Genomic DNA, 19,097 nt, shown 5'->3' with positions numbered 1-19,097 from the left:
TCAGGTCAGGCGAGGCTGGCCACCACCCCGAACGCGCCGGCAACCGCGACGGCGCCGGGATCGGCGACGCCCGCCAGATCTCTTTCGCCGATATAGGAGGCGCGCCCGGCTCTCGCCTTCGTCATCGTCTTCGTCGACTCGGCGCCTGATGCCGCAGCCTTTGCCGCCGCAGCGACATCGCCCGACGCGAGCGCCTGCAGGGCGGGCGACAGCGCATCGACCATCGTCCGGTCGCCGACTCCGGCGCCCCCATAGAACGTCATCCTGTCGAGCCCTGCAAGGAGAGCGGCGGCGAATTCGGCCTTGTCAGCCATCGCCTTTGCCGCCGCGGTGAAGAAGATCGATAGCAGCACGCCGCTCGACCCGCCCATGCTGGTGCCGAGGATATCGCCGAGCGAGGCGAGCGTTGCCGCCGGACGATCTAGCGGCAGCGTGTCGAGGCGGGCAAGCACGCTGCGGGCGCCCGCCGACACTGTCGAGCCGGTATCGCCGTCGCCGACGCGGCCGTCCAGCCTGTTGAGTTCGCTTTCCTGCGAGATCAGATGCTCGCAGAGCGCCGTGATCAAGCGACGGTTGCGCGTGTTTTCCCCGGCTGCGGCCGCGCCATTCATGCCGGCCGGCGTTCTCGGTGCGGCGATGATGTTGATCTCGTGGCGTTCGACGGCAGGCATCCAGGCATGCGGTTCCACCGCCGCCGTCAGCGCCGCCTCGCGAACGTCATCCAGCCGGATCAGCGACAGCGAGAAGCCGTTCATATTGAGCGCGGTCATCATCGGCGCCGGCCCGATGATCAGTCGGACGTGACGGCCAAGCCGCGAGGACAGCACGGCATTTGCGATGACCGCCATTTCGAGCGGCGGCACGGCGCCGAGATTGTTGACGAGGAGGGCGTGGCTTACCCCTTCGCGCAACGTCGGCGACAGGCGCGCCACCATGGTGGCGACGATATCGGCGACCGGCTGCAGCGTGATGCGCTCGATGCCAGGTTCGCCGTGGATGCCGAGGCCGAGTTCGCCCTCGTCGGCTCCGAGACGGTCCTCATGCGCCTGGCCGGGCACGCTGCAAGTGGAGAGCGACATGCCAAGCGAAATGATGTCGCCTGCGGCACTAGCGGCATAGGTTGCGACCGTCTTCAGGTCCTCGCCCCTTTCGGCGTGATAGCCTGCGATCTTGTGGACGAATAGCGTGCCGGCCACGCCGCGCGGCTGGTTGATGCCGGGGATAGCGATGTCGTCGGCGACGATGACCATCTCGACATCGAAGCCTTCGGCGCGCGCCTTTTCGGCGGCGAGGCCGAAATTCAGGCGGTCGCCGGTATAGTTTTTGACGATCAGCAGGGCGCCCTTTTCGCCGGCGACGGCGCGGATCGCCGTCAGCACGGCATCGACACTCGGCGAGGCGAAGATTTCGCCGGAGACGGCAGCCGTTAGCATGCCCTTACCGACGAAGCCGGCATGGGAGGGCTCATGACCGGCGCCGCCGCCTGATATGATCGCCACCTTCGACTTGTCCCAGTCGGCGCGCAGGATCACCTTGATGTCGGGATAGCTGTCGAGGCGGGCAAGACGGCCAGCACCGCTCGTCAGAAGCAGACCGTCCAAGGATTCGGTGACGATGTTTTCCCTGCGGTTGAAGAAATGTTTCATCGATTGACACCCGTCTGTTTGTTTTTCATGCCATCACCACGTCTGTTTGCCGGTCAGGAAAGGCGCTGTCCACTCGCGTCGAAATAAAGCGGATCGCGCAGCGTCAGGCTGATCCGGTCGCCCGGTGCGATCGCCAGATATGGATCTGCAAGTGTGACGAGCTTGTGATCCCGCGCTGGCTGTTTGGGATCGGCAACCCTGATGTGCAGGTGGTTCTGGTCGCCGAGATGCTCGATCCAGTCGATCTCGGCATTGGCATCCTTGCCGACGATTATGTCGAGATGTTCGGTGCGGGCGCCGACTGTCTTCGTGCCGGCCGGCGGCCGGCCGCCCGGCAGGAGGTCCGCCGGCAGAAGGTTGATGTGCGGCTGGCCGAGGCGGGCGGCGACGTGCAGATTGGCGGGATTGCCATAGATCTCGCGCGGTGTTCCGACTTGCATCAGCCGGCCCTCGGCGACGATGCCGATCCGGTCGGCCATGGTCATGGCTTCCACCTGGTCATGGGTGACATAGAGCAGCGTCGAGCCGAGTTCCTTCTGGATGCGCTTCAGTTCCAGGCGCAGTTCGGCGCGCAGCTTCGCATCGAGCGAGGACAAGGGTTCATCCATCAGATAGATCGCCGGCCGGCGCACCAATGCCCGTCCGATCGCGACACGCTGCATCTCGCCGCCGGAAAGCCTGGTCGAGCGGTTCTCCAGCTTGTGGTCGATCCTGACCATGCGGGCGACCTCGCGGACGCGCCGGTCGATCTCCACCGCACTCAGCTTGCGGACCGGCGCCTTCAGCGGGAAGGCGAGGTTCTCGTAAACCGTCATGTGCGGATAGAGCGAATATTGCTGGAAGACGAAGGCAACGTCACGCTCGGCGGGTGCTTCCGCGGCGACATCGCGGCCGCCGATCTCGATGCGGCCGCTATCCGGCCTTTCCAAGCCGGCGATCAGCCGTAGCGTCGTGGTCTTGCCGGCGCCTGTAGGACCGAGCAGCACGACGAATTCGCCGTCGCGGATCGACAGATCGAGATCCGATAGAGCCTGGGTGTCGCCGAAGCGCTTGTTAAGTTTTCTGAGGACGACATCAGCCATGCCGGGTCTCCTGATAGAGCTGGGACGGCACCGCGCGGCCCGACGTGCAATCGAAGAGCGCGAGTTTCAACGGGTTGAATTCGAGGCCGACTGTCTCGCCGATCCGGAAGCTGCGATTGGCGGGAACGCGGGCCTTGATCAGGCCGCCCTGGGTTTCCACGGCCACGACCTGGTTGGTGCCGAGATATTCGCTGCCGTAGATGGCGCCGCGGAGCGCCGAGGCGTCGCTGAATCGGATATGCTCCGGCCGCACGCCGAGCGCGAGCTCGCTTTGGGCCATGTCCTGATGGATCTCCGGAACGGCGACATCGACGCCGTCGAGCAGGATGGAGCGGTCACCGCTTTTCAGTCCCGAGGTGAAGCGCATGAAGTTCATCGGCGGTGAGCCGATGAAATCGGCGACATACATGGTCGCGGGCTTGGCGTAGATTTCCTGCGGCGTGCCGAACTGCTCGATGATGCCATGGTTCATGACGGCAATCTTGTCGGCCATCGCCATCGCCTCGTGCTGGTCGTGAGTGACGTAGACGGTCGTGGCATGGATGCGGTTGTGCAGTTCGCGTAGCTCGTGGACCATGATTTCGCGGAACTCGGCGTCGAGCGTGCCGAGCGGCTCGTCCATCAGGAAGCATTTCGGGCGCCGGACGATGGCGCGGCCGAGCGCCACGCGCTGCCGGTCGCCGCCGGCGAGACCCGAGACCGAGCGGTTGAGAATATGGTCGATCTGCAGCAGGCGAGCGGTCTCTTCGACGCGCTGGCGGATTTCGGCCTTGGGCATGCCCTGCGACAGCAAGGGGAAGCCGATATTCTTGCGCACGTTCATATGCGGGTAGAGTGCGAAGAGCTGGAAGACGAAGGCGATGTCACGGGCGCTGGCGCGGTTGAACGTAACATCCTCGCCGTCGAGATAGATCTTGCCACTGCTCGGCAGCTCGAGGCCGGCGATCATGCGAAGCGTCGTCGTTTTGCCGCAGCCTGATGGACCGAGCAGCGCCAGGAATTCACCGTCATGAACGGTGAAGCTCGAATCCTGCACGGCGACGAAACTGCCGAACTCCTTGCGGAGATTTTCGATCCGGATATCCGCCATGATTTACTCCGGGAATTTCGAGACGATGATGAACATGACGGTGCCCGCAAGGAGGGTGACCAGCGAATAGGTGTAAAGCACCAGCAGGAAGGGCTGGAACAGCATCAGGAAGCCGAGCCCGATCAGAACGGTTGCGATGCTCTCCATCGGGCCGCGGCGCAGGAAGAATGGTCGTTTCGAGCGGGCAGGGGTGCGTGTTTCGATCAGGTGGGTCATTTGCGGACGGCTCCGAAGGTGATGCCGCGCAGCAGCTGCTTGCGCAATAAAATGGTGAAGACGAGGATCGGGATCAGGAAGATCGTCGTGCCGGCGGCGACGGCCGGCCAGTCCTGCCCGCCTTCGCCGATTATCGTCGGGATGAAGGGCGGTGCGGTCTGGGCCTCGCCCGAGGTCAGCAGGGCGGCGAAGGCATATTCGTTCCAGGCAAAGATCAGGCAGAAGATCGCGGTCGCGGCGATGCCGGTGGTTGCCTGCGGCAGCACGACCTTGCGGAAGGCCTGCAGCCTCGTATAGCCGTCGATCATCGCCGCTTCCTCGTATTCGCGCGGGATCTCGTCGATAAAACCCTTGAGCAGCCAGACGGCGAGCGAGACGTTGACGGCGGTATAGAGCAGGATCATGCCCACGGCCGTGTCCGACAAGCCGAGTTCGCGATACATCAGGTAGATCGGGATGGCGACGGCAATCGGCGGCATCATGCGCGTCGACAGGATGAAGAACAACAGGTCGTCGGCAAGCGGGACCTTGAAGCGCGAGAAGCCATAGGCGGCAAGCGTTCCGAGTAAGACCGCCAGGAAGGTGGAGCCGAAGGCGATCACCAGCGAATTGATGAAGCGCGGCAGGAAATTCGACGGACCTGCGATCACCATGTTGCGCTTGCGGGTCACCTCATCACAGGTGTCGACCGGCGCCGGCAGCGAGGCGATATAGTCGGGCGTCTGCCGCGTACGCGTGGTGAACAGGTTGCAATAACCTTCGAGCGATGGCGTGAAGACGATCTTCGGCGGATAGCTGATCGAATCCGGCGGAGACTTGATGCTGGTCAGGAAGATCCAGACGAGCGGAATGAGGGTGATCAGCGCATAGAGGACGACAATCGTGCCGGCGATACGCTTGCTTGAACGGCTCGGTGCGACGACCGAATGGGCTGAGTTGGCGGCGCTCATCGTTGCTTCACCCTATTCAATGCCTTGACATAGATGTTGGCGAGCCCGAACACCGCGACGAAGAGGATGATGGCGAAGGCCGAGGCCCGGCCGGTCGCCCAGCTTTCGAAGGCAGCGCGCTTCAGCGTGATCGAGGCGACTTCGGTGACCGAGCCCGGCCCGCCACCGGTGAGCAGCGTCACCATGTCGAACATCTTGAAATTCTCGATGCCGCGGAAGAGCACGGCGAGCATGATGAAGGGCAGCGCCATCGGTACGGTGATCGACCAGAACTGGCGCCACGGCGAGGCGCGGTCGACCTCGGCCGCCTCGTAGATATAGTCGGGGATCGAGCGCAGGCCGGCGAGGCAGATCAGCATCACATAAGGCGTCCACATCCAGGTATCGACGATGATGATCGCCCAGGGCGCCAGAGTGACATTGCCAAGCATCTGGATATCGGAGGTCGGAATGCCTGATACCAGCGAGACGGCATAGGCGAAGAGACCGATTTGCGGCTCGTAGAGAAAGCGCCAGAAATTGCCGACGACGGCGGGCGACAGCATCATCGGGATCAGGATGATCGTTGTCCAGAAGGCATGGCCGCGGAACTTGCGGTCGATCAGATAGGCAAGGCTGAAGCCGATCACCGTTTGCAGGAGGATGGTCCAGAAGACGAAATGCGCGGTGGTCTGCATCGCCTGCCAGATATCGGGGTCGTTCAGCACGCGCTGGTAATTTCCAAAGCCAACACCCTGGACCGGCGCATTCGGCCGGTTGGCGCGGTAATTGGTGAAGGAGAGATAGATTGCCCAGATCAGCGGGAAGATGTTGATCGCCAGCAGTAGGATGATGGCAGGCGCGATGAACAGCCAGGCGATCGCGCTGTCGGAGAGGCCGCGGACGCGCCGGGCGACCGAGACCGGCGTTGCCCTTGCTGTCGCATCGACTGCATTCTCGACGATGGAGGAATGGGAAATGGTCAATTTTTCACCCGGTCTATTGGGATATGGAAGATCTGGCGGCCCGGCTCGTCTGCCGATCCGGGCCGCCACCCTGGTGAGGATGGCGCGCAGAGGGGTGCCGCCTGTTCCTTCGTCCGGCACTAGATCTTGCCGTCGTCCTTAAAGACGTCGCTCCAGTCCTTCACCAAGCCGTCGAGCGCTTCCTTGGCGGTGCCGTTGCCGGCAACCACGTAGTTATGGACGCGCTTCTGCATAGCTTGCAGCAGCGAGGCGTAGCTCGGCTCGGCCCAGAAGTCCTTGACGATCGCCATCGAGTCCAGGAAGGCCTGGGCATAGGGCTGGCTCTTGGCAAAATCCGGCGCATTGACCACGGAGTTCAGGCAGGAGAACCCGCCGAGCTCCCACCATTTGGCTTGCACATCGGGCTGTGCGAACCACTTGATGTATTGCAGGGCGGCGTCGCGTTTGTCGGAGTAAGAGACCACCGAGATTCCCTGGCCGCCAAGCTGGGCGAAATGCGCCTTTTCAGCAGGATTGGGGAAGAAGCCGATCCTGTCGCCGCCGACCTTCTCGTCCTTGTAGAGGCCGGGCCAGGTGAAGGCGAAGTTCATCTGCATGGCGACTTGGCCGGATTTGAAGGCGTCGGCGGATTCGACCATGTAGACGTTGGAGCTGCCGGGCGGTGTGCAGCAATCATAGAGCGACTTGTAGAATTCGAGACCCTTGACCGCGTCGGCCGAGTTTACAAAGCCCTCCATGTCATAAGGCTTCTTCGGGTTCTCGTACTGGAAGCCCCAGTCGTAAAGGACGTTGGTCACGCCCATGGTGATGCCTTCGGAGCCGCGCTCGGTATAGATCGAGGCGCCGTAGACGGTCTTGCCGTCGATCTCACGCTTCTGGAAGAACTCGGCGATCTGCTTCAGTTCGTCGTAGGTCTTCGGAGCTGCGAGATCGCGACCGTATTTCGCTTTGAATTCCTTCTGCAGTTCCGGCTTCTCGAACCAGTCCTTGCGGTAGGTCCAGCCGACGACATCGCCCATGGCAGGCAGTGCCCAGTAGTTCGGCGTGTTCTTCGGCCATTCCGAATAGCCGACGACCGTCGCCGGCACGAAGTCATCCATCTTGATGCCTTCCTTGTCGAAGAAGTCGTTGAGCTTGACGTAGTGGCCGTTCTCGGCCGAGCCGCCAATCCACTGGCTGTCGCCGATGATGAGGTCGCAGAGCTTGCCATGGGAATTCAGCTCGTTGAGGAAGCGGTCGGCATAACTCGTCCAGGGAACGAATTCGAACTTCATCTGCGTGCCAGTCTTGGCGGTGAAGTCCTTCGACAGCTCGACCAGCGCATTTGCGGGGTCCCAGGCGGCCCAGCACAGCGTCAGTTCCTCAGCTTTGGCGAGATTGGGCAATGCCGACGACATGACGAGTGCCGCAGCCAGCCCCAAAAGGGCTTTCGATGTTTTCTGCATAAGTTCCTCCCAGAACCAATGCCGGCTCCCCGCCGGCGTCGCATGTTCACCCATTTTAGAGAATGCTCACATGAACTCCTCAATCATCATGTTTAGCAATATGTTTAGTGATAGCACTTTATATAAACATTGCAAGCGCCAATCGTTGCTGCACCCAACAGGCCGCTCGCCAAGTGGGTAACGACTTCGCGGACTAATCTCGGCGCTTCCCCGAATTTGGTTTGCGAGAGTACCGATACGGAGAAATCTGACCTCGATGCGAGATGGGCCGCAGGATATGGACCTCGGTGCCGTTCCTGTTTTCCCGGGAGCGGTTCAAACTTGGCCTCGCTCCGGCGGGGCCTTTTTCTTAAAGTCGCGCCGCCCGCCGCGTCGGGAATATTCCCGCGCAGTGCGAGATTTAGCCTTTCCGGCCGCGCGCAACGAGCGTATGCAGCCATTGCGCGGCGCTTTTCCGCGTTCTCTCGCGCGGCAGATCTCCGATCGGCTTCCTTCCCGTTTTCCTGCCGCGGTATCCAAACTTTCATTGGCAGATCGATGACGACGGCAGAGACGAGCGAGAACGGGCAGGAGGCGGCAAGCGGCCGCCAGGCGAAGATCGTGGCGCTTGTCGTTGCCGTTTCCTTCTTCATGCAGATCCTCGACGGCACGATCGTCGCCACCTCGCTGCCGCAGATGGCGGCAAGCTTTAATGTCCAGCCGGTGTCGATGAGCATCGGCATCACCGTTTACATGCTGACGATGGCCGCCTTCATTCCATTGTCGGGCTGGCTCGGCGACAGGTTCGGTGCGCGCCGTATCTTCCTGATGTCGATCGCCGTCTTTACCGCCGCCTCTCTGTTTTGCGGTCTGTCCGGCAGTCTTACGGAATTTGTGCTGTGGCGGGCCCTCCAAGGCGCGGGCAGCGCGCTGATGACGCCGGTCGGGCGCATCATCGTGCTCAAGAACGCCCGCAAATCCGAACTCGTCCAGGCGATTGCGCTGATCACCTGGCCGGCGCTGACCGCACCCGTGATCGGCCCGGTGCTCGGCGGCTTCATCACCACCTATGCCAGCTGGCACTGGAACTTCCTCATCAACATCCCGGTCGGCATTCTCGGCATGGCGCTGGTGCTGCGCTTCGTGCCGGAGCAGCGCGAGACAGATCCCGGCCGGTTGGATTTCGCCGGCTTCGTTCTGAGTGCTGCAGGGTTGACCTTCCTGCTTGCCGCCCTGGAGCTTTCGGTCAAATGGGACGGCGGGCTTTTCCCCGTCATATCAATGCTCGCCGCCGGCATCGTGCTGTCTGTGATGGCGACCCGGCATTTCCTCGCTGTCGACAATCCGCTGCTCGACCTTTCAGCCTTCCGCGTCCAGACCTTCTCGATGTCGACGCTGTCGGCTGGCACGGCCTGCAGGGTGGCGATCAACGCGACGCCGTTCCTGCTGCCGCTCCTGTTCCAGCTCGGTTTCGGGCTGAGTTCGATTGCTGCCGGCACCTATCTGCTCGTCTATTTCCTCGGCAATCTCGGCATGAAGACGGTGACGACACCGCTGCTGCGATTCTTCGGCTTCCGCGTCGTGCTGGTGTTCAACGGGCTGATTGCGGCACTTTCAATCGCCGCCTGCGGTTTCCTCACGCCGGGTACACCGCAGTTTTTCATCCATGCGCTGCTTTTTCTTGCCGGCCTGTCGCGGTCGATGGAATTCACCGCGCTGAACACACTGGCCTTTGCCGATATCGGTCCGGCGCAGCGAAGCTCGGCCTCGACGCTGTCGAGCATGCTGCAGCAGGTGTCGATGCTGCTCGGCGTCGCCGTTGCGGCGGCCGTGCTGAATATCACCTCGGCCCTCAGGGGCGCCGATAATCCCGTTCTTGCCGATTTCCGCTGGGCCTTCGTCGTGGTCGGCGCGATCGGCGTCATGTCGTCGCTGCGCTTCCTGCAATTGCCGGCGGAGGCAGGCGCCGAAGTGTCCGGCCATCGGAAATTCCAGAGGAATTAGCCCGCCGGCGGAACCAATCGGGCCGCTCGGCGTTTCAGCGTTTCATTTCAGGTTTTCCGTTTCCAATCTCCTTGAACGGCTCCATGGGAACCTCCTCCAGGTCAGGTCGTGTTCTGAAAATGCCGGCTTCCAGCCATCCTCCTTCCGCGCCGCCTGCAAGAAGGGCGAGGGATAGCCGCTGTTTACCGCAGGCGGCCGATGCAATACCACATTGCTACGCGGACGACTCGGACGCTTGCGGGCGGTCGTCGCTGCGAGAGAAAGCCGGGAGATGGAATGAGCACTTCTAGCGGCGATGCGGATGCCCTGATCCGCATCCTCTATATCGATGACGACGAGGGACTCGCCCTCTTGATGCAGAAGAACCTCGGCCGGCGCGGCTTTTCGGTCGAATGGGCCGAGAGCGGTGCTGCCGGCCTTGCGAGACTCGGCAAAGGCGGCATCGACGCCGTGGTGCTCGATCATGTTCTGGCCGGCGAGACCGGACTCGACATACTGCCCTGCATCACGGCGCTGCCGGATCATCCGCCGGTCATCTATGCGACGGGTTCGGATGATACCAGCATCGCCGTCGCGGCGCTGAAAGCCGGCGCCGACGATTATATGCTCAAGGGGATCTCGGCCGATTATTTCGACCTGCTCGCCGCTGCCCTCGAACAGGCGCTGGAGCGGGCGCGCTTTCGCCGCGAGACGGCGCAGGCGCAGGAGGTGATCCGCCAGCAGCGCGACCTTGCCGAGATGCTGCTTGCCGAGGTCAATCACCGCATCGCCAACAGTCTCGGCCTTGTCGGCGCGCTGATCCGCATGCAATCCTCGATGACCAAGGACCAGGTGGCGATCGATGCGCTGCACGAAACCCAGATGCGCATCAACGCCATCGCCAGCGTGCACCGCCGGCTCTATACCAACCGGCAGGTCGGCTCGGTGCAGGTGGATGAATATCTGAACAGCCTGCTCACCGAACTCGAAGCCTCGGTGCGCGATGACAAACGGCCGCACCGCATCGTGCTCACCGCTGGGCCCGTCAATCTGGCGACCGACAAGGTGATCACGCTCGGCCTGATCGTCAGCGAGCTCGTCACCAATGCCTTCAAATACGCCTATCCCGACGGCGTGCCGGGCGAAATCCGCGTCGTTGTCGATCAGACGGATGAGGCGTTGAGGGTCATCGTCGAAGACGATGGGGCGGGATTCGATCCGGAGAGCCCGGCGAGGGGAACCGGGCTCGGCACGCGGATATTGACGGCCATGGCTGCGAGCTTGAAATCGGATTTTGCCTATGACCCCGGGCATGATGGGACAAAGGCGACGCTGGTGTTTTCGTTGAGTGAGGGGAAGTAGATAGACGTGGGTGGCTGGAAGTAGGAAGGTCTGCTGTATGGATCATGCCGCACACTATGATCCCTTCTCTGCAATGGCTTACCGACGCCGCATTATCGAACATAACGCTAGGTGAAGCGAACATGACGACGATCCGTACGCCGAGGGAAGTCTATGATTTCTGGTTCGTCCGATGCGGCCGGGAGCTGTGGTTTCGCCCGCCGCCGGAGCTCGACGTCGAGATCCGCGAAGGCTTCCGAGAGACGCATCTGACTCTTGCCGCGGGCATCAGTGATGAATGGCGGGCGGATGCCGAGAGCCGGCTCGCGGCCGTCATCGTGCTCGACCAGTTTCCCCGCAATATTTATCGCGGCACGCCTCTCGCCTTCGCAACCGACGGGCTGGCGCTTCGGGAGGCCAAGCTCGCCCTTGCCGTCGGCGCCGACCAGGTGGTCGAGACCGCCTGCCGCACCTTCTTCTATCTGCCGTTAGAACATGCCGAAGACCTTGGTGAGCAGCAACGTTCGGTGGCATTGTTCGCCGCGCTCGGCGATGAGGAATATCTGGATTATGCGATCCGCCATCGCGACATAATCGCCGCCTATGGCCGCTTTCCGCACCGCAATGCCATGCTCGGACGGGAATCGACGGCTGGGGAACGCGATTATCTCTCCAAGCCCGGGGCCGGCTTCTAAACCTTTCCAGGAGCTTCCGCCTTTCTGTCGCCTTTCTTTGCTAGGAAAAGCTGGAACTCCATCCCGACGACAACCTTTCCGGAGGCGCTTTTGCGGCTGAGGTCCATCCTGCTTCGCACCATTCTTCTCGTGACGCTGGCGCTCGCCGGCGCGCATTTCAAGGGTGCCGCAGCCTTCGCGCAGGAAGCGCAGACGCAGGCGGCCGTGCCGGCGCCTGTCGATACGCCGTTCGACCAGGCGGCGAAAGAGATCGACAAGGCGAAGGTCCAACTGACGGCGCTTCAGGACGGCGTCAAGCAGAATGCCGACAATGACGATGCGCTGGTTGGGCTCGCGACCAAGGCCGACGAGCTCAGCCGCGCCGTCATCACCATATCGGTCAATCTCAGGCCGCGTTTCGACCAGATAAAGAACCGGCTTGCCGAGATCGGCGATCCGCCGAAGGACGGGCAGCCTCCCGAAGCCGAGATCGTCACCCAGGAGCGCAATACGCTCGCTGCCGAGCGGGCGCAGATCAATGCGGTGACAGGCGACGCCGAAAACCTGTCGATCGCGGTGACGAAGCTCGTCAACCAGATCATCGAGATGCGGCGGCAGCTGTTTGCCGATACGCTTTTCAAGCGGACCGAGGTCTCCGCTTCGGTGATCGACGATGCGGCTGGCGCCTTCGTGCACGAGATCAGCGAATTCTCGCAGGCTCTGTCGAGCTGGGCCGTCTTCGTCTGGAAATTCAAGCGTTTTCCGATGTTTGCCGCGATCTTCCTGTCGCTCGCCTCAGCGCTCATCCTGCTTTCCGGCAGCTACCGGCTGTTCGGCGCGTATCTACGCCGCGATGAGGCGGTCGAGGAGCCATCCTATATCGGCCGGTTGTCGATCGCCTTCTGGTCGACCCTGATCCGTACGCTGGCGCTCTCGGTGCTGCTCGTCACCTCGTTCTTCTTCCTGAACGGCTTCAACGTGCTGAGGCCGGATATCGCGCCGGTCATCGGCGCGCTGTTCGGAACAATCGGGCTCGTCTATTTCGTCGGCCGCTTCGTCAACGCCATCTTCGCGCCGCGTGAGCCGCGCTGGCGGCTTGTGCGGCTTTCCAATCTCGGCGCCCGCTCGATCGGCTATTGCCTGCTGGCGATGGCTGTGGTCAACGGGCTCGACTATCTGTTCGGCACCGTCAGCGAGGCGATGGGCTCGCCGCTGGTGCTGACCGTGATCAGAAGCCTGTTTGCGGCGCTGATCATCGGCATGATCCTGATCACGGTCTCCTTCGGCAAGCCGATGCTGGCGAGGAACGGCGATCCCGACGCGCCGGGAAGGCATTGGCCGCGCGGCATGGCGATCATCCTGCGGGTCGTCGGCGCCAGTCTCATCATCGCCGCGCTGACAGGGTATGTCGGGCTCGCGCGCTTCGTCGCCACGCAGCTCATCATCACCGGTGCTGTTGTCGCCACCATGTATGTCGGCCTGCTTTCCGGCAAGGCGATTTCAAGGCAGGAAAGCTTTGGCGATACCTTCTTTGCCCGCTTCCTGACACGCCGCTTCAATCTGGGGCCGGTGGCGATTGACCAGGCCGGCCTGCTCGTCGGCCTTGCCATCTATGCCGTGGCGCTGATCGTCGGCGTCCCGCTGATCCTGCTGCTCTGGGGCTTTCATGTGCAGGATCTGCAGATCATCGCCTATAGGCTGTTTACCGAGGTCAGGCTCGGCGGCATCAGCATCTCCCTGCTCGGCATCTGCACCGGCATCCTGCTGTTTGCCGGCGTCTACCTGCTGACACGCTGGCTGCAGCGCTGGCTCGACGGAAATGTGATGGCAAGAAGCCATGTCGATCTCGGCGTGCGCAATTCGGTCAAGACGGGCATCGGCTATCTCGGCGTCGGCATCGCCGCGATCATCGGCGTCTCGGCCGCCGGCATCGATCTGTCGAGCTTCGCGCTCGTCGCCTCGGCGCTCTCTGTCGGTATCGGTTTCGGCCTGCAGAACATCGTTTCCAACTTCGTCTCCGGCCTGATCCTGCTCGTCGAGCGGCCGTTCAAGGTCGGCGACCACGTCGTCTCGGGCACGGCCGAAGGCATCGTCAAGCGCATCTCGGTGCGCGCCACCGAGATCGAGACTTTCCGCAAGCAGTCGATCATCGTGCCGAATTCGGAGCTGATCAACGGCCTGGTCGGCAACTGGACGCATCGTAACAAGATCGGCCGCTCGGAAATTCCGGTTTCCGTCAGCTACAATGCCGATCCGCAGCAGGTGATGGATATACTGCTGGAACTGACGGCGAAGATACCGCTGGTCATGCGCAATCCCGAGCCGCACGTCGAATTCCTGCGCTTCGGACCCTATTCGCTTGATTTCGAGTTGCGCTTCTTCCTCGCCGACATGGGCGACGGCATGACGGTGCGCAACAATCTCAGGATCGAGATTCTCCGGCGTTTCAAGGCCGAAGGCATCGAGATCCCGCTGCCGCAGAGCGACCTCACCATCCATCGCGATGCTCCGCCTGTCCTTGCCAATGCCGTCAAGGAGCGGACGGACGGCCGGGACACTCCAAAGAACAAGCCCATCGAGGAAGAGGAGCGGCCGGTGCGGCAGCTGCGCGGGCGGACGGCGGATGGCAGCTTGAAGAGCTGAACGGCTCATTCAGCCATCATTCACAGGTCTATGTGCATGATCTCCACCATCGGGATCGCTGCCGAGGGCAGCACCGGTCGTTCGAGGGGAGGGCGCGCCCGCGCCGCCGCACATGATGGCAAGGTTTGCCGCCGTTTTGCTTGTCCCGCTGCTTGCCGCGCCCGCGGTTCAGGCGGCATCCATCACCAACACCGATCCGGCTGCAGTGGTGCTTGTCATCACCGAGAGCGGCCAGCGCGTCGAGGTCGTGGTCGATGCCGGTGCTTCGGAGAACCTCTGCGCTTCCGGCTGTTTCATGACGACGCCCGACGGCGACCGCATCGGGCTTGACGGCGGCGAGACGATCGACATTGTCAAGGGCTCGGCCGTGGTGAAGTAAGCGGGATCAGACGATCCGCTTGCCCTTGGCGTCGAGCACTTTCTCGCCGTCTTCCTTGGTGAAGGCGCCTTTGTGCGTCTCAGGCAGGATTTCCAGTACCAGCTCGGAGGGGCGCGACAGGTGGCGCTTAAGCAGAAATTCCTCACCAGACCGGCGCGCCTCCCGGCATTGCGGCGTGCCGCCAGTCGATCTCTCGAATTCCAGCAGGCCTTCCAGCACATTGATGGTGCTGGCGAAAGGGGAGCGGTAGGAGCCGTCGACCCGCAAGCAGTTCCAGCCGCCGTCGTCGAGACGCTCGCCGGTCAGCCTGTCGACAATTGGCGAGACATCGATGCCGAAATAAGCGCCGTCGGCGATCGTGCGGCGGTTGATGCATTCTTCGACTTCGCCCTGCCAATAGGGCTGGCCGTCTTCTTCCCAACGGGCGTTGGTGCCGATCAATTCGACGCTGCGCCTGGCCTGCCCGCAGGCGGGATCGAGACCGAATTCCCTGAGTTGCGACAGCGAAAAGCTCGTGGCCGTCCATGGCTGGCCGTGCTCGCGCCATTCCTGGGGATCGAAACCGGCGGCAGGAAGGCGCCGCCCGCCCATTGCCCGTCCTCGTCCCGGCAGGCAAGCAGCCTGGCGCCCCAGCCCTCGGTCTCCACCTGGCCCGCTCGGCCATCCATTCCCGCTCCGGGGCGTCCAGCAGGCCGCGCATCACCTGCCACCGGATCGACGGGTCGGAATCGATCAGCCATTCGATCACCGGGTCGGATTGGGTCATGGGCAAGCCTCGTCGGCGGGTCGGTCGTAACCCTGTTTAAAAATGCTTCGGCGGCGCGCTGCCAGCCGATGGGCGCGCGTAAGTGGCGTCTTACCCGCGTGATCGGCCCGTCCTTCGAGGCTGCAGCCTCCGTTTCGCGGCTGATTTCTTAATCATATCTGCAAGAAGTCGGAGGTGGCCCTATCAGGCCGCTTCTTCGTTTCACATCCGGACGCGCCGATTAATAATTACTCAAATCAATTGATGTACCAAATTGATCCGGGGACAGATTTTACATCAAAGGTTTGCTATGGCGTTTCTAGGTATTTCGGGGATGCAATATTCCGGGGAAATGTTTGCTGGTGCGCGTATTATTGTCGCGGAAGATTCCAACGTATTCACCTCGATGATCAGCAAACGCCTCAAGGAGCTGTTCGACATTGACGTCGAGATCTGCCGCAGCTTCGAGGATCTGCAGTTTTCCTACGACAAGTCTTCCGATCCGATCACGCTGGCAATCTCGAACATCAACCTGCCCGGCGCCGAAAACGGCGAAGCGCTTGAATATCTGGTCGATCTTTCCATCCCGACCATCGTCTTTACCGGCACCTTCCACGACGGCATGCGCGACAAGCTGATGGCCAAGGACATTGTCGACTATATCCTCAAGGACAATATCTTCGCCGTCGACCTTCTGGCGGAATCGATTTGCCGGTTCCTGACCAATCATCGTCACCACGTGCTGATCGTCGACGACAGCGCCACGGCCCGCGCGCTGCTGTCGAGCCGGCTGAAACGCTATAATTTCCGCGTCAGCACCGCCGAGAACGGCGCCAAGGCATTGGAGATCCTGAAGGCCAACCGCGATATCGGCCTGATGATCACCGATTACAACATGCCCGACATCGACGGCTTCGAGCTGACGCGGCGCATCCGCTCGAATATCGGCTCGCATGAGTTGCGCATCATCGGCGTTTCCTCCTCCTCGAACCGGTTGCTTTCCGCGCGTTTCCTGAAGGCCGGTGGCAATGATTTCATGCTGCGCCCCTTCATCGACGAGGAGTTCTATTGCCGCGTCAACCAGAACCTCGATACGCTGTTGCAAATCCAGTCGATGCGCAGGGAGCGGGCGGTTGCCTGACGGCCCTTCCAGTATCGATATCGCCAGCGAGGCGGAGATGATGGTCGCAGACCGTCATCGAATTTCTGCAATTACAAGTAACGCCGTCATTTGTCCCCTTCACGCGCGCAGGCCCCTCGGTTATCGTCCGCCGCGCCGGGGAGAGGGCCGAGTCGAGGCCATCGGACGCATGGGGGATTAGCGGCTGTGGCTTTTCAAGCGGATTTTCAGCGAGATGGCATCGGGCTCCGCTCAGGCGGGCTCAAAATACTTCTGGTTGAAGATTCCCGGATGTTTTCCGCTGTGCTCTGCCATCGGTTCCAGACGGAGCTCGGCCTTGCAGTCAAGTCCTGCCCGTCGTTGAAGGCTCTTCGCGAGGAACTTGCCGAGGACGGTCACGGCTATACCATGGCCGTCGTCGATCTAAACCTGCCGGATTCGCCCTATGGCGAAGCGCTTGACTGCACGATCGAGCACGATATCCCGGCGATCGTCTTCACCGCGACATTCGATCTCAACACGCGCAACAGGATCATGGAGCGCAATGTCATCGATTACGTGCTGAAGGACAATGAATTCGCGCTCGACAATCTGGTTGCCACCGTCCGGCGGGCGATCTCCAACCGCAAGACGCGGGTGCTCGTTGTCGATGATGTCGTCTCGGCGCGGCAGGTGCTGGTCGACCTGCTGAAGGCGCAGCAATATCTCGTCGTCGAGGCAAATTCGGGGCTCGAGGCACTGGCAGCACTCGAGGCTTACAGCGATATCGAGCTCGTCGTCACCGACCACCATATGCCCGACATGAGCGGCTACGAGCTGACGCGGCGTATCCGCCACCGCTTCGGATCGGACAGGCTGCGCGTCATCGGTGTTTCCGCCTCCAATGACCGCATGCTGTCTGCCAGTTTCCTCAAGGCCGGCGCCAGCGATTTCGTCTACCGGCCCTTCGTCGCCGAGGAATTGCAGTGCCGCATCGCCAACAATGCGGAAACGCTGGCGCAGATGCGGCAGCTGAGGGCGGCGGCGGCGTGCGACTACCTGACCGGCCTCTACAACCGCCGCTATTTCTACGACAACGGCCCGAAGCTGGTGAATGAGTGTCTGCGGCTGAAAGTGCCGAGTTCCGTGGCCATTCTCGATATCGACCATTTCAAGCGGCTGAACGATACCTACGGCCACGAGATCGGTGACAAGGTGCTGAAGGCTGTCGCGAACAGGCTGTTCACGATCTTCGACGGCAGCGACAATCTGCTCTCGCGGCTTGGCGGCGAGGAATTCGCCATCCTTTTCCCACAGATGGATTCCCTTGCCGCGACCAAGCTTTGCGACGAGATCCGCTCGGACATTTCCCGGCTGAAGGTCACCGCCGACGACGAGGAACTCGGCGTCACGATTTCGATCGGCATTGCCGAAATCGAAGGCTACGAAACTTTCGAGAACTACCTCAACGCCGCCGACCAGTTCCTCTATATGGCCAAGCACAGAGGCCGCAACCAGGTCTATTCCGACGCCAGGATGACGGAAGAAGCGGCGCAATAAGCTATTCAGGCGAAGCGCCGCCCTAATGTCAGGCGGCGCGCTCTTTCAAACTCTCAGGCAGCGACCGCCTGCTGGCGCGCGGTCGCCATGGTCATCTTGCGCTCGGCGCGCTCCTGCTGCGGCGAGCGATGGTAGAGTTCGCGATAACACTTGGAGAAATGCGAGGCCGAGACGAAACCGCAGGCAACCGCGACCTCGACGACGGGCATCGAGGATTGCACCAGAAGATGGCGGGCGCGATCGAGGCGGATTTCGAGATAGTAGCGGGCCGGCGAGCGGCCCATCTCCTGGCGGAACAGCCGTTCGATCTGGCGGCGGGAGAGGCCGGCACCATCGGCGATCTCGATCAGCGACAGCGGCTCGGCCAGATTGCCTTCCATCAGCTCGATGATCGACAGTACCTTGGCGTTCTGCACGCCGAGGCGGGCGCGCAGCGGCAGGCGCTGGCGGTCGTGCGGGTTGCGCACGCGGTCGGTCAGGTGCTGTTCGCAGATGCGGTTGACGAGGCTTTCGCCGAAATCCTCGCCGACGAGGTTCAGCATCATGTCGAGCGAGGCGGTGCCGCCGGCGCAGGTATAGAGATTGCCGTCGATCTCGTAGAGATCGGCATAGACTTCGGCCTGCGGAAAGGCTTCCGAAAAGCCCGGCAGGTTTTCCCAGTGAATGGCGCAGCGCTTGCCGTTCAGAAGGCCGGCCTGGGCCAGCACATGCGCGCCCGTACAGAGGCTGCCGACGGCAACGCCGCGATTGTAGCACTCACGCAGCCAGGCATTGACCGACTTGTTGTTGAACTGCTCGACATCGATGCCGGAACAGACAAGCACCATGCCCGGCCGGTTTTCGCCGCCGAGATGGCGGCGCTCTTCGGCGAGCGAGGAATTGGCCTCGACGCCGATGCCGCAGGAGGAATAGACCTTCTCCCCGTCGAGGGAGGCGAGCCGCCAGGTATAGGCCTGGTAGCCGAGCATGCGATTGGCGATGCGCAAGGTGTCCACGGCCGCCGAAAAGGGCAGCATGGTGAATTGCGGTACCATAAAGAAGACCAGCGAACGCTTCTTGATCTGCATCCTGTTCATAGCGAAATCCATGCTCGAGGGGCGATGATACATTCGTTGCGCGGAATGCGTCGCGCCGATGTCCTGAAAGCGACACTGGCATGGAAAAATGCGGCCGGGAAGAGCAAATATGCGACATTGGTCGCGATCTAGTCAGTCAAACCGCCCGGAGGGCTGAGGATGGGACAAAGATCGGGCTGACGGGCGACTGACATTCAAGCCTGAAAACGGCCTGGGAATGGGCG

16 protein-coding genes are annotated in these 19,097 nt (G+C 61.9%); 7 read left to right on the top strand and 9 right to left on the bottom strand.

Annotated elements, in window-relative coordinates:
* Positions 1-5: 5 nt before the first annotated feature.
* The 7 genes from K6N12_RS23175 to K6N12_RS23145 form a co-directional block, all read right to left on the bottom strand.
* A complete protein-coding gene (locus tag K6N12_RS23175) occupies positions 6-1,646 on the bottom strand; it encodes a dihydroxyacetone kinase subunit DhaK (protein WP_097625836.1) in 1,641 nt (546 codons plus the stop codon).
* Positions 1,647-1,699: 53 nt separating this feature from the next.
* A complete protein-coding gene (locus K6N12_RS23170) occupies positions 1,700-2,728 on the bottom strand; it encodes an ABC transporter ATP-binding protein (protein WP_097625835.1) in 1,029 nt (342 codons plus the stop codon).
* Entirely contained in the window at positions 2,721-3,818 is a 1,098-nt protein-coding gene (locus tag K6N12_RS23165) for an ABC transporter ATP-binding protein (protein WP_097625834.1), read from the bottom strand. The genes K6N12_RS23170 and K6N12_RS23165 overlap by 8 nt, the downstream gene beginning before the upstream one ends.
* 3 nt (positions 3,819-3,821) lie before the next feature.
* Positions 3,822-4,034, bottom strand: a complete 213-nt coding sequence (locus K6N12_RS23160) for a hypothetical protein (protein ID WP_097625833.1) — start codon at positions 4,032-4,034, stop codon at positions 3,822-3,824.
* Positions 4,031-4,984, bottom strand: a complete 954-nt coding sequence (locus tag K6N12_RS23155; RefSeq protein WP_097625832.1) for a carbohydrate ABC transporter permease — start codon at positions 4,982-4,984, stop codon at positions 4,031-4,033. Before K6N12_RS23155 ends, K6N12_RS23160 begins: the two co-directional genes overlap by 4 nt.
* Positions 4,981-5,949 carry a carbohydrate ABC transporter permease gene (locus K6N12_RS23150; RefSeq protein ID WP_097625831.1) on the bottom strand — a complete coding sequence of 323 codons (969 nt, stop codon included), beginning with the start codon at positions 5,947-5,949 and terminating at the stop codon, positions 4,981-4,983. Before K6N12_RS23150 ends, K6N12_RS23155 begins: the two co-directional genes overlap by 4 nt.
* Positions 5,950-6,068: 119 nt before the next feature.
* A complete protein-coding gene (locus tag K6N12_RS23145) occupies positions 6,069-7,394 on the bottom strand; it encodes an ABC transporter substrate-binding protein (RefSeq protein WP_097625830.1) in 1,326 nt (441 codons plus the stop codon).
* 537 nt (positions 7,395-7,931) lie between these two features.
* Here K6N12_RS23145 and K6N12_RS23140 point away from each other — a divergent pair.
* The 5 genes from K6N12_RS23140 (at position 7,932) to K6N12_RS23120 (ending at position 14,393) form a co-directional block, all read left to right on the top strand.
* Positions 7,932-9,377: an MFS transporter gene (locus tag K6N12_RS23140; RefSeq protein WP_097625829.1), complete on the top strand. Its 1,446-nt coding sequence runs from the start codon at positions 7,932-7,934 to the stop codon at positions 9,375-9,377.
* Positions 9,378-9,653: 276 nt separating this feature from the next.
* Positions 9,654-10,718, top strand: coding sequence for a sensor histidine kinase (locus tag K6N12_RS23135; RefSeq protein WP_097625828.1), 1,065 nt, complete (start codon positions 9,654-9,656; stop codon positions 10,716-10,718).
* A gap of 122 nt (positions 10,719-10,840) precedes the next feature.
* A complete protein-coding gene (locus K6N12_RS23130; RefSeq protein ID WP_097625827.1) occupies positions 10,841-11,392 on the top strand; it encodes a DUF924 family protein in 552 nt (183 codons plus the stop codon).
* A 90-nt stretch (positions 11,393-11,482) separates the two neighbouring features.
* A complete protein-coding gene (locus K6N12_RS23125) occupies positions 11,483-14,014 on the top strand; it encodes a mechanosensitive ion channel family protein (RefSeq protein ID WP_097625826.1) in 2,532 nt (843 codons plus the stop codon).
* Between the two features lie 112 nt (positions 14,015-14,126).
* Complete coding sequence (locus tag K6N12_RS23120) at positions 14,127-14,393, top strand: hypothetical protein (protein WP_097625825.1); 267 nt, start codon at positions 14,127-14,129, stop codon at positions 14,391-14,393.
* Between the two features lie 6 nt (positions 14,394-14,399).
* On the opposite strand, the gene K6N12_RS34820 is transcribed toward K6N12_RS23120, so the two are convergent.
* Positions 14,400-14,984 carry a thioredoxin domain-containing protein gene (locus K6N12_RS34820; protein ID WP_331813643.1) on the bottom strand — a complete coding sequence of 195 codons (585 nt, stop codon included), beginning with the start codon at positions 14,982-14,984 and terminating at the stop codon, positions 14,400-14,402.
* 464 nt (positions 14,985-15,448) lie between these two features.
* Here K6N12_RS34820 and K6N12_RS23110 point away from each other — a divergent pair, with 464 nt between their 5' ends.
* Both K6N12_RS23110 and K6N12_RS23105 read left to right on the top strand, forming a co-directional pair.
* Positions 15,449-16,279 carry a response regulator gene (locus tag K6N12_RS23110; protein ID WP_003593930.1) on the top strand — a complete coding sequence of 277 codons (831 nt, stop codon included), beginning with the start codon at positions 15,449-15,451 and terminating at the stop codon, positions 16,277-16,279.
* A 186-nt stretch (positions 16,280-16,465) separates the two neighbouring features.
* The gene (locus tag K6N12_RS23105; protein WP_097625824.1) at positions 16,466-17,797 is read left to right on the top strand and encodes a diguanylate cyclase; all 1,332 of its coding nucleotides are present in this window, start codon (positions 16,466-16,468) and stop codon (positions 17,795-17,797) included.
* 53 nt (positions 17,798-17,850) lie between these two features.
* Here K6N12_RS23105 and K6N12_RS23100 read toward each other — a convergent pair whose 3' ends face one another.
* Entirely contained in the window at positions 17,851-18,873 is a 1,023-nt protein-coding gene (locus tag K6N12_RS23100) for a GlxA family transcriptional regulator (RefSeq protein WP_003564299.1), read from the bottom strand.
* Positions 18,874-19,097 lie beyond the last annotated feature (224 nt).

This window comes from Rhizobium redzepovicii, assembly GCF_019793435.1.
GTDB lineage: Bacteria > Pseudomonadota > Alphaproteobacteria > Rhizobiales > Rhizobiaceae > Rhizobium > Rhizobium redzepovicii.
The sequence above is the reverse complement of the archived record's forward strand: the minus strand, read 5'-3'. Positions and strand labels throughout refer to the sequence as shown.

Coding starts and splice junctions, on each gene's coding strand:
- K6N12_RS23175 (WP_097625836.1), bottom strand. CDS start 1,646: ATGAAACATTTCTTCAACCGCAGGGAAAACATCGTCACCGAATCCTTG.
- K6N12_RS23170 (WP_097625835.1), bottom strand. CDS start 2,728: ATGGCTGATGTCGTCCTCAGAAAACTTAACAAGCGCTTCGGCGACACC.
- K6N12_RS23165 (WP_097625834.1), bottom strand. CDS start 3,818: ATGGCGGATATCCGGATCGAAAATCTCCGCAAGGAGTTCGGCAGTTTC.
- K6N12_RS23160 (WP_097625833.1), bottom strand. CDS start 4,034: ATGACCCACCTGATCGAAACACGCACCCCTGCCCGCTCGAAACGACCA.
- K6N12_RS23155 (WP_097625832.1), bottom strand. CDS start 4,984: ATGAGCGCCGCCAACTCAGCCCATTCGGTCGTCGCACCGAGCCGTTCA.
- K6N12_RS23145 (WP_097625830.1), bottom strand. CDS start 7,394: ATGCAGAAAACATCGAAAGCCCTTTTGGGGCTGGCTGCGGCACTCGTC.
- K6N12_RS23140 (WP_097625829.1), top strand. CDS start 7,932: ATGACGACGGCAGAGACGAGCGAGAACGGGCAGGAGGCGGCAAGCGGC.
- K6N12_RS23135 (WP_097625828.1), top strand. CDS start 9,654: ATGAGCACTTCTAGCGGCGATGCGGATGCCCTGATCCGCATCCTCTAT.
- K6N12_RS23130 (WP_097625827.1), top strand. CDS start 10,841: ATGACGACGATCCGTACGCCGAGGGAAGTCTATGATTTCTGGTTCGTC.
- K6N12_RS23120 (WP_097625825.1), top strand. CDS start 14,127: ATGATGGCAAGGTTTGCCGCCGTTTTGCTTGTCCCGCTGCTTGCCGCG.
- K6N12_RS34820 (WP_331813643.1), bottom strand. CDS start 14,984: ATGGGCGGGCGGCGCCTTCCTGCCGCCGGTTTCGATCCCCAGGAATGG.
- K6N12_RS23110 (WP_003593930.1), top strand. CDS start 15,449: ATGGCGTTTCTAGGTATTTCGGGGATGCAATATTCCGGGGAAATGTTT.
- K6N12_RS23100 (WP_003564299.1), bottom strand. CDS start 18,873: ATGAACAGGATGCAGATCAAGAAGCGTTCGCTGGTCTTCTTTATGGTA.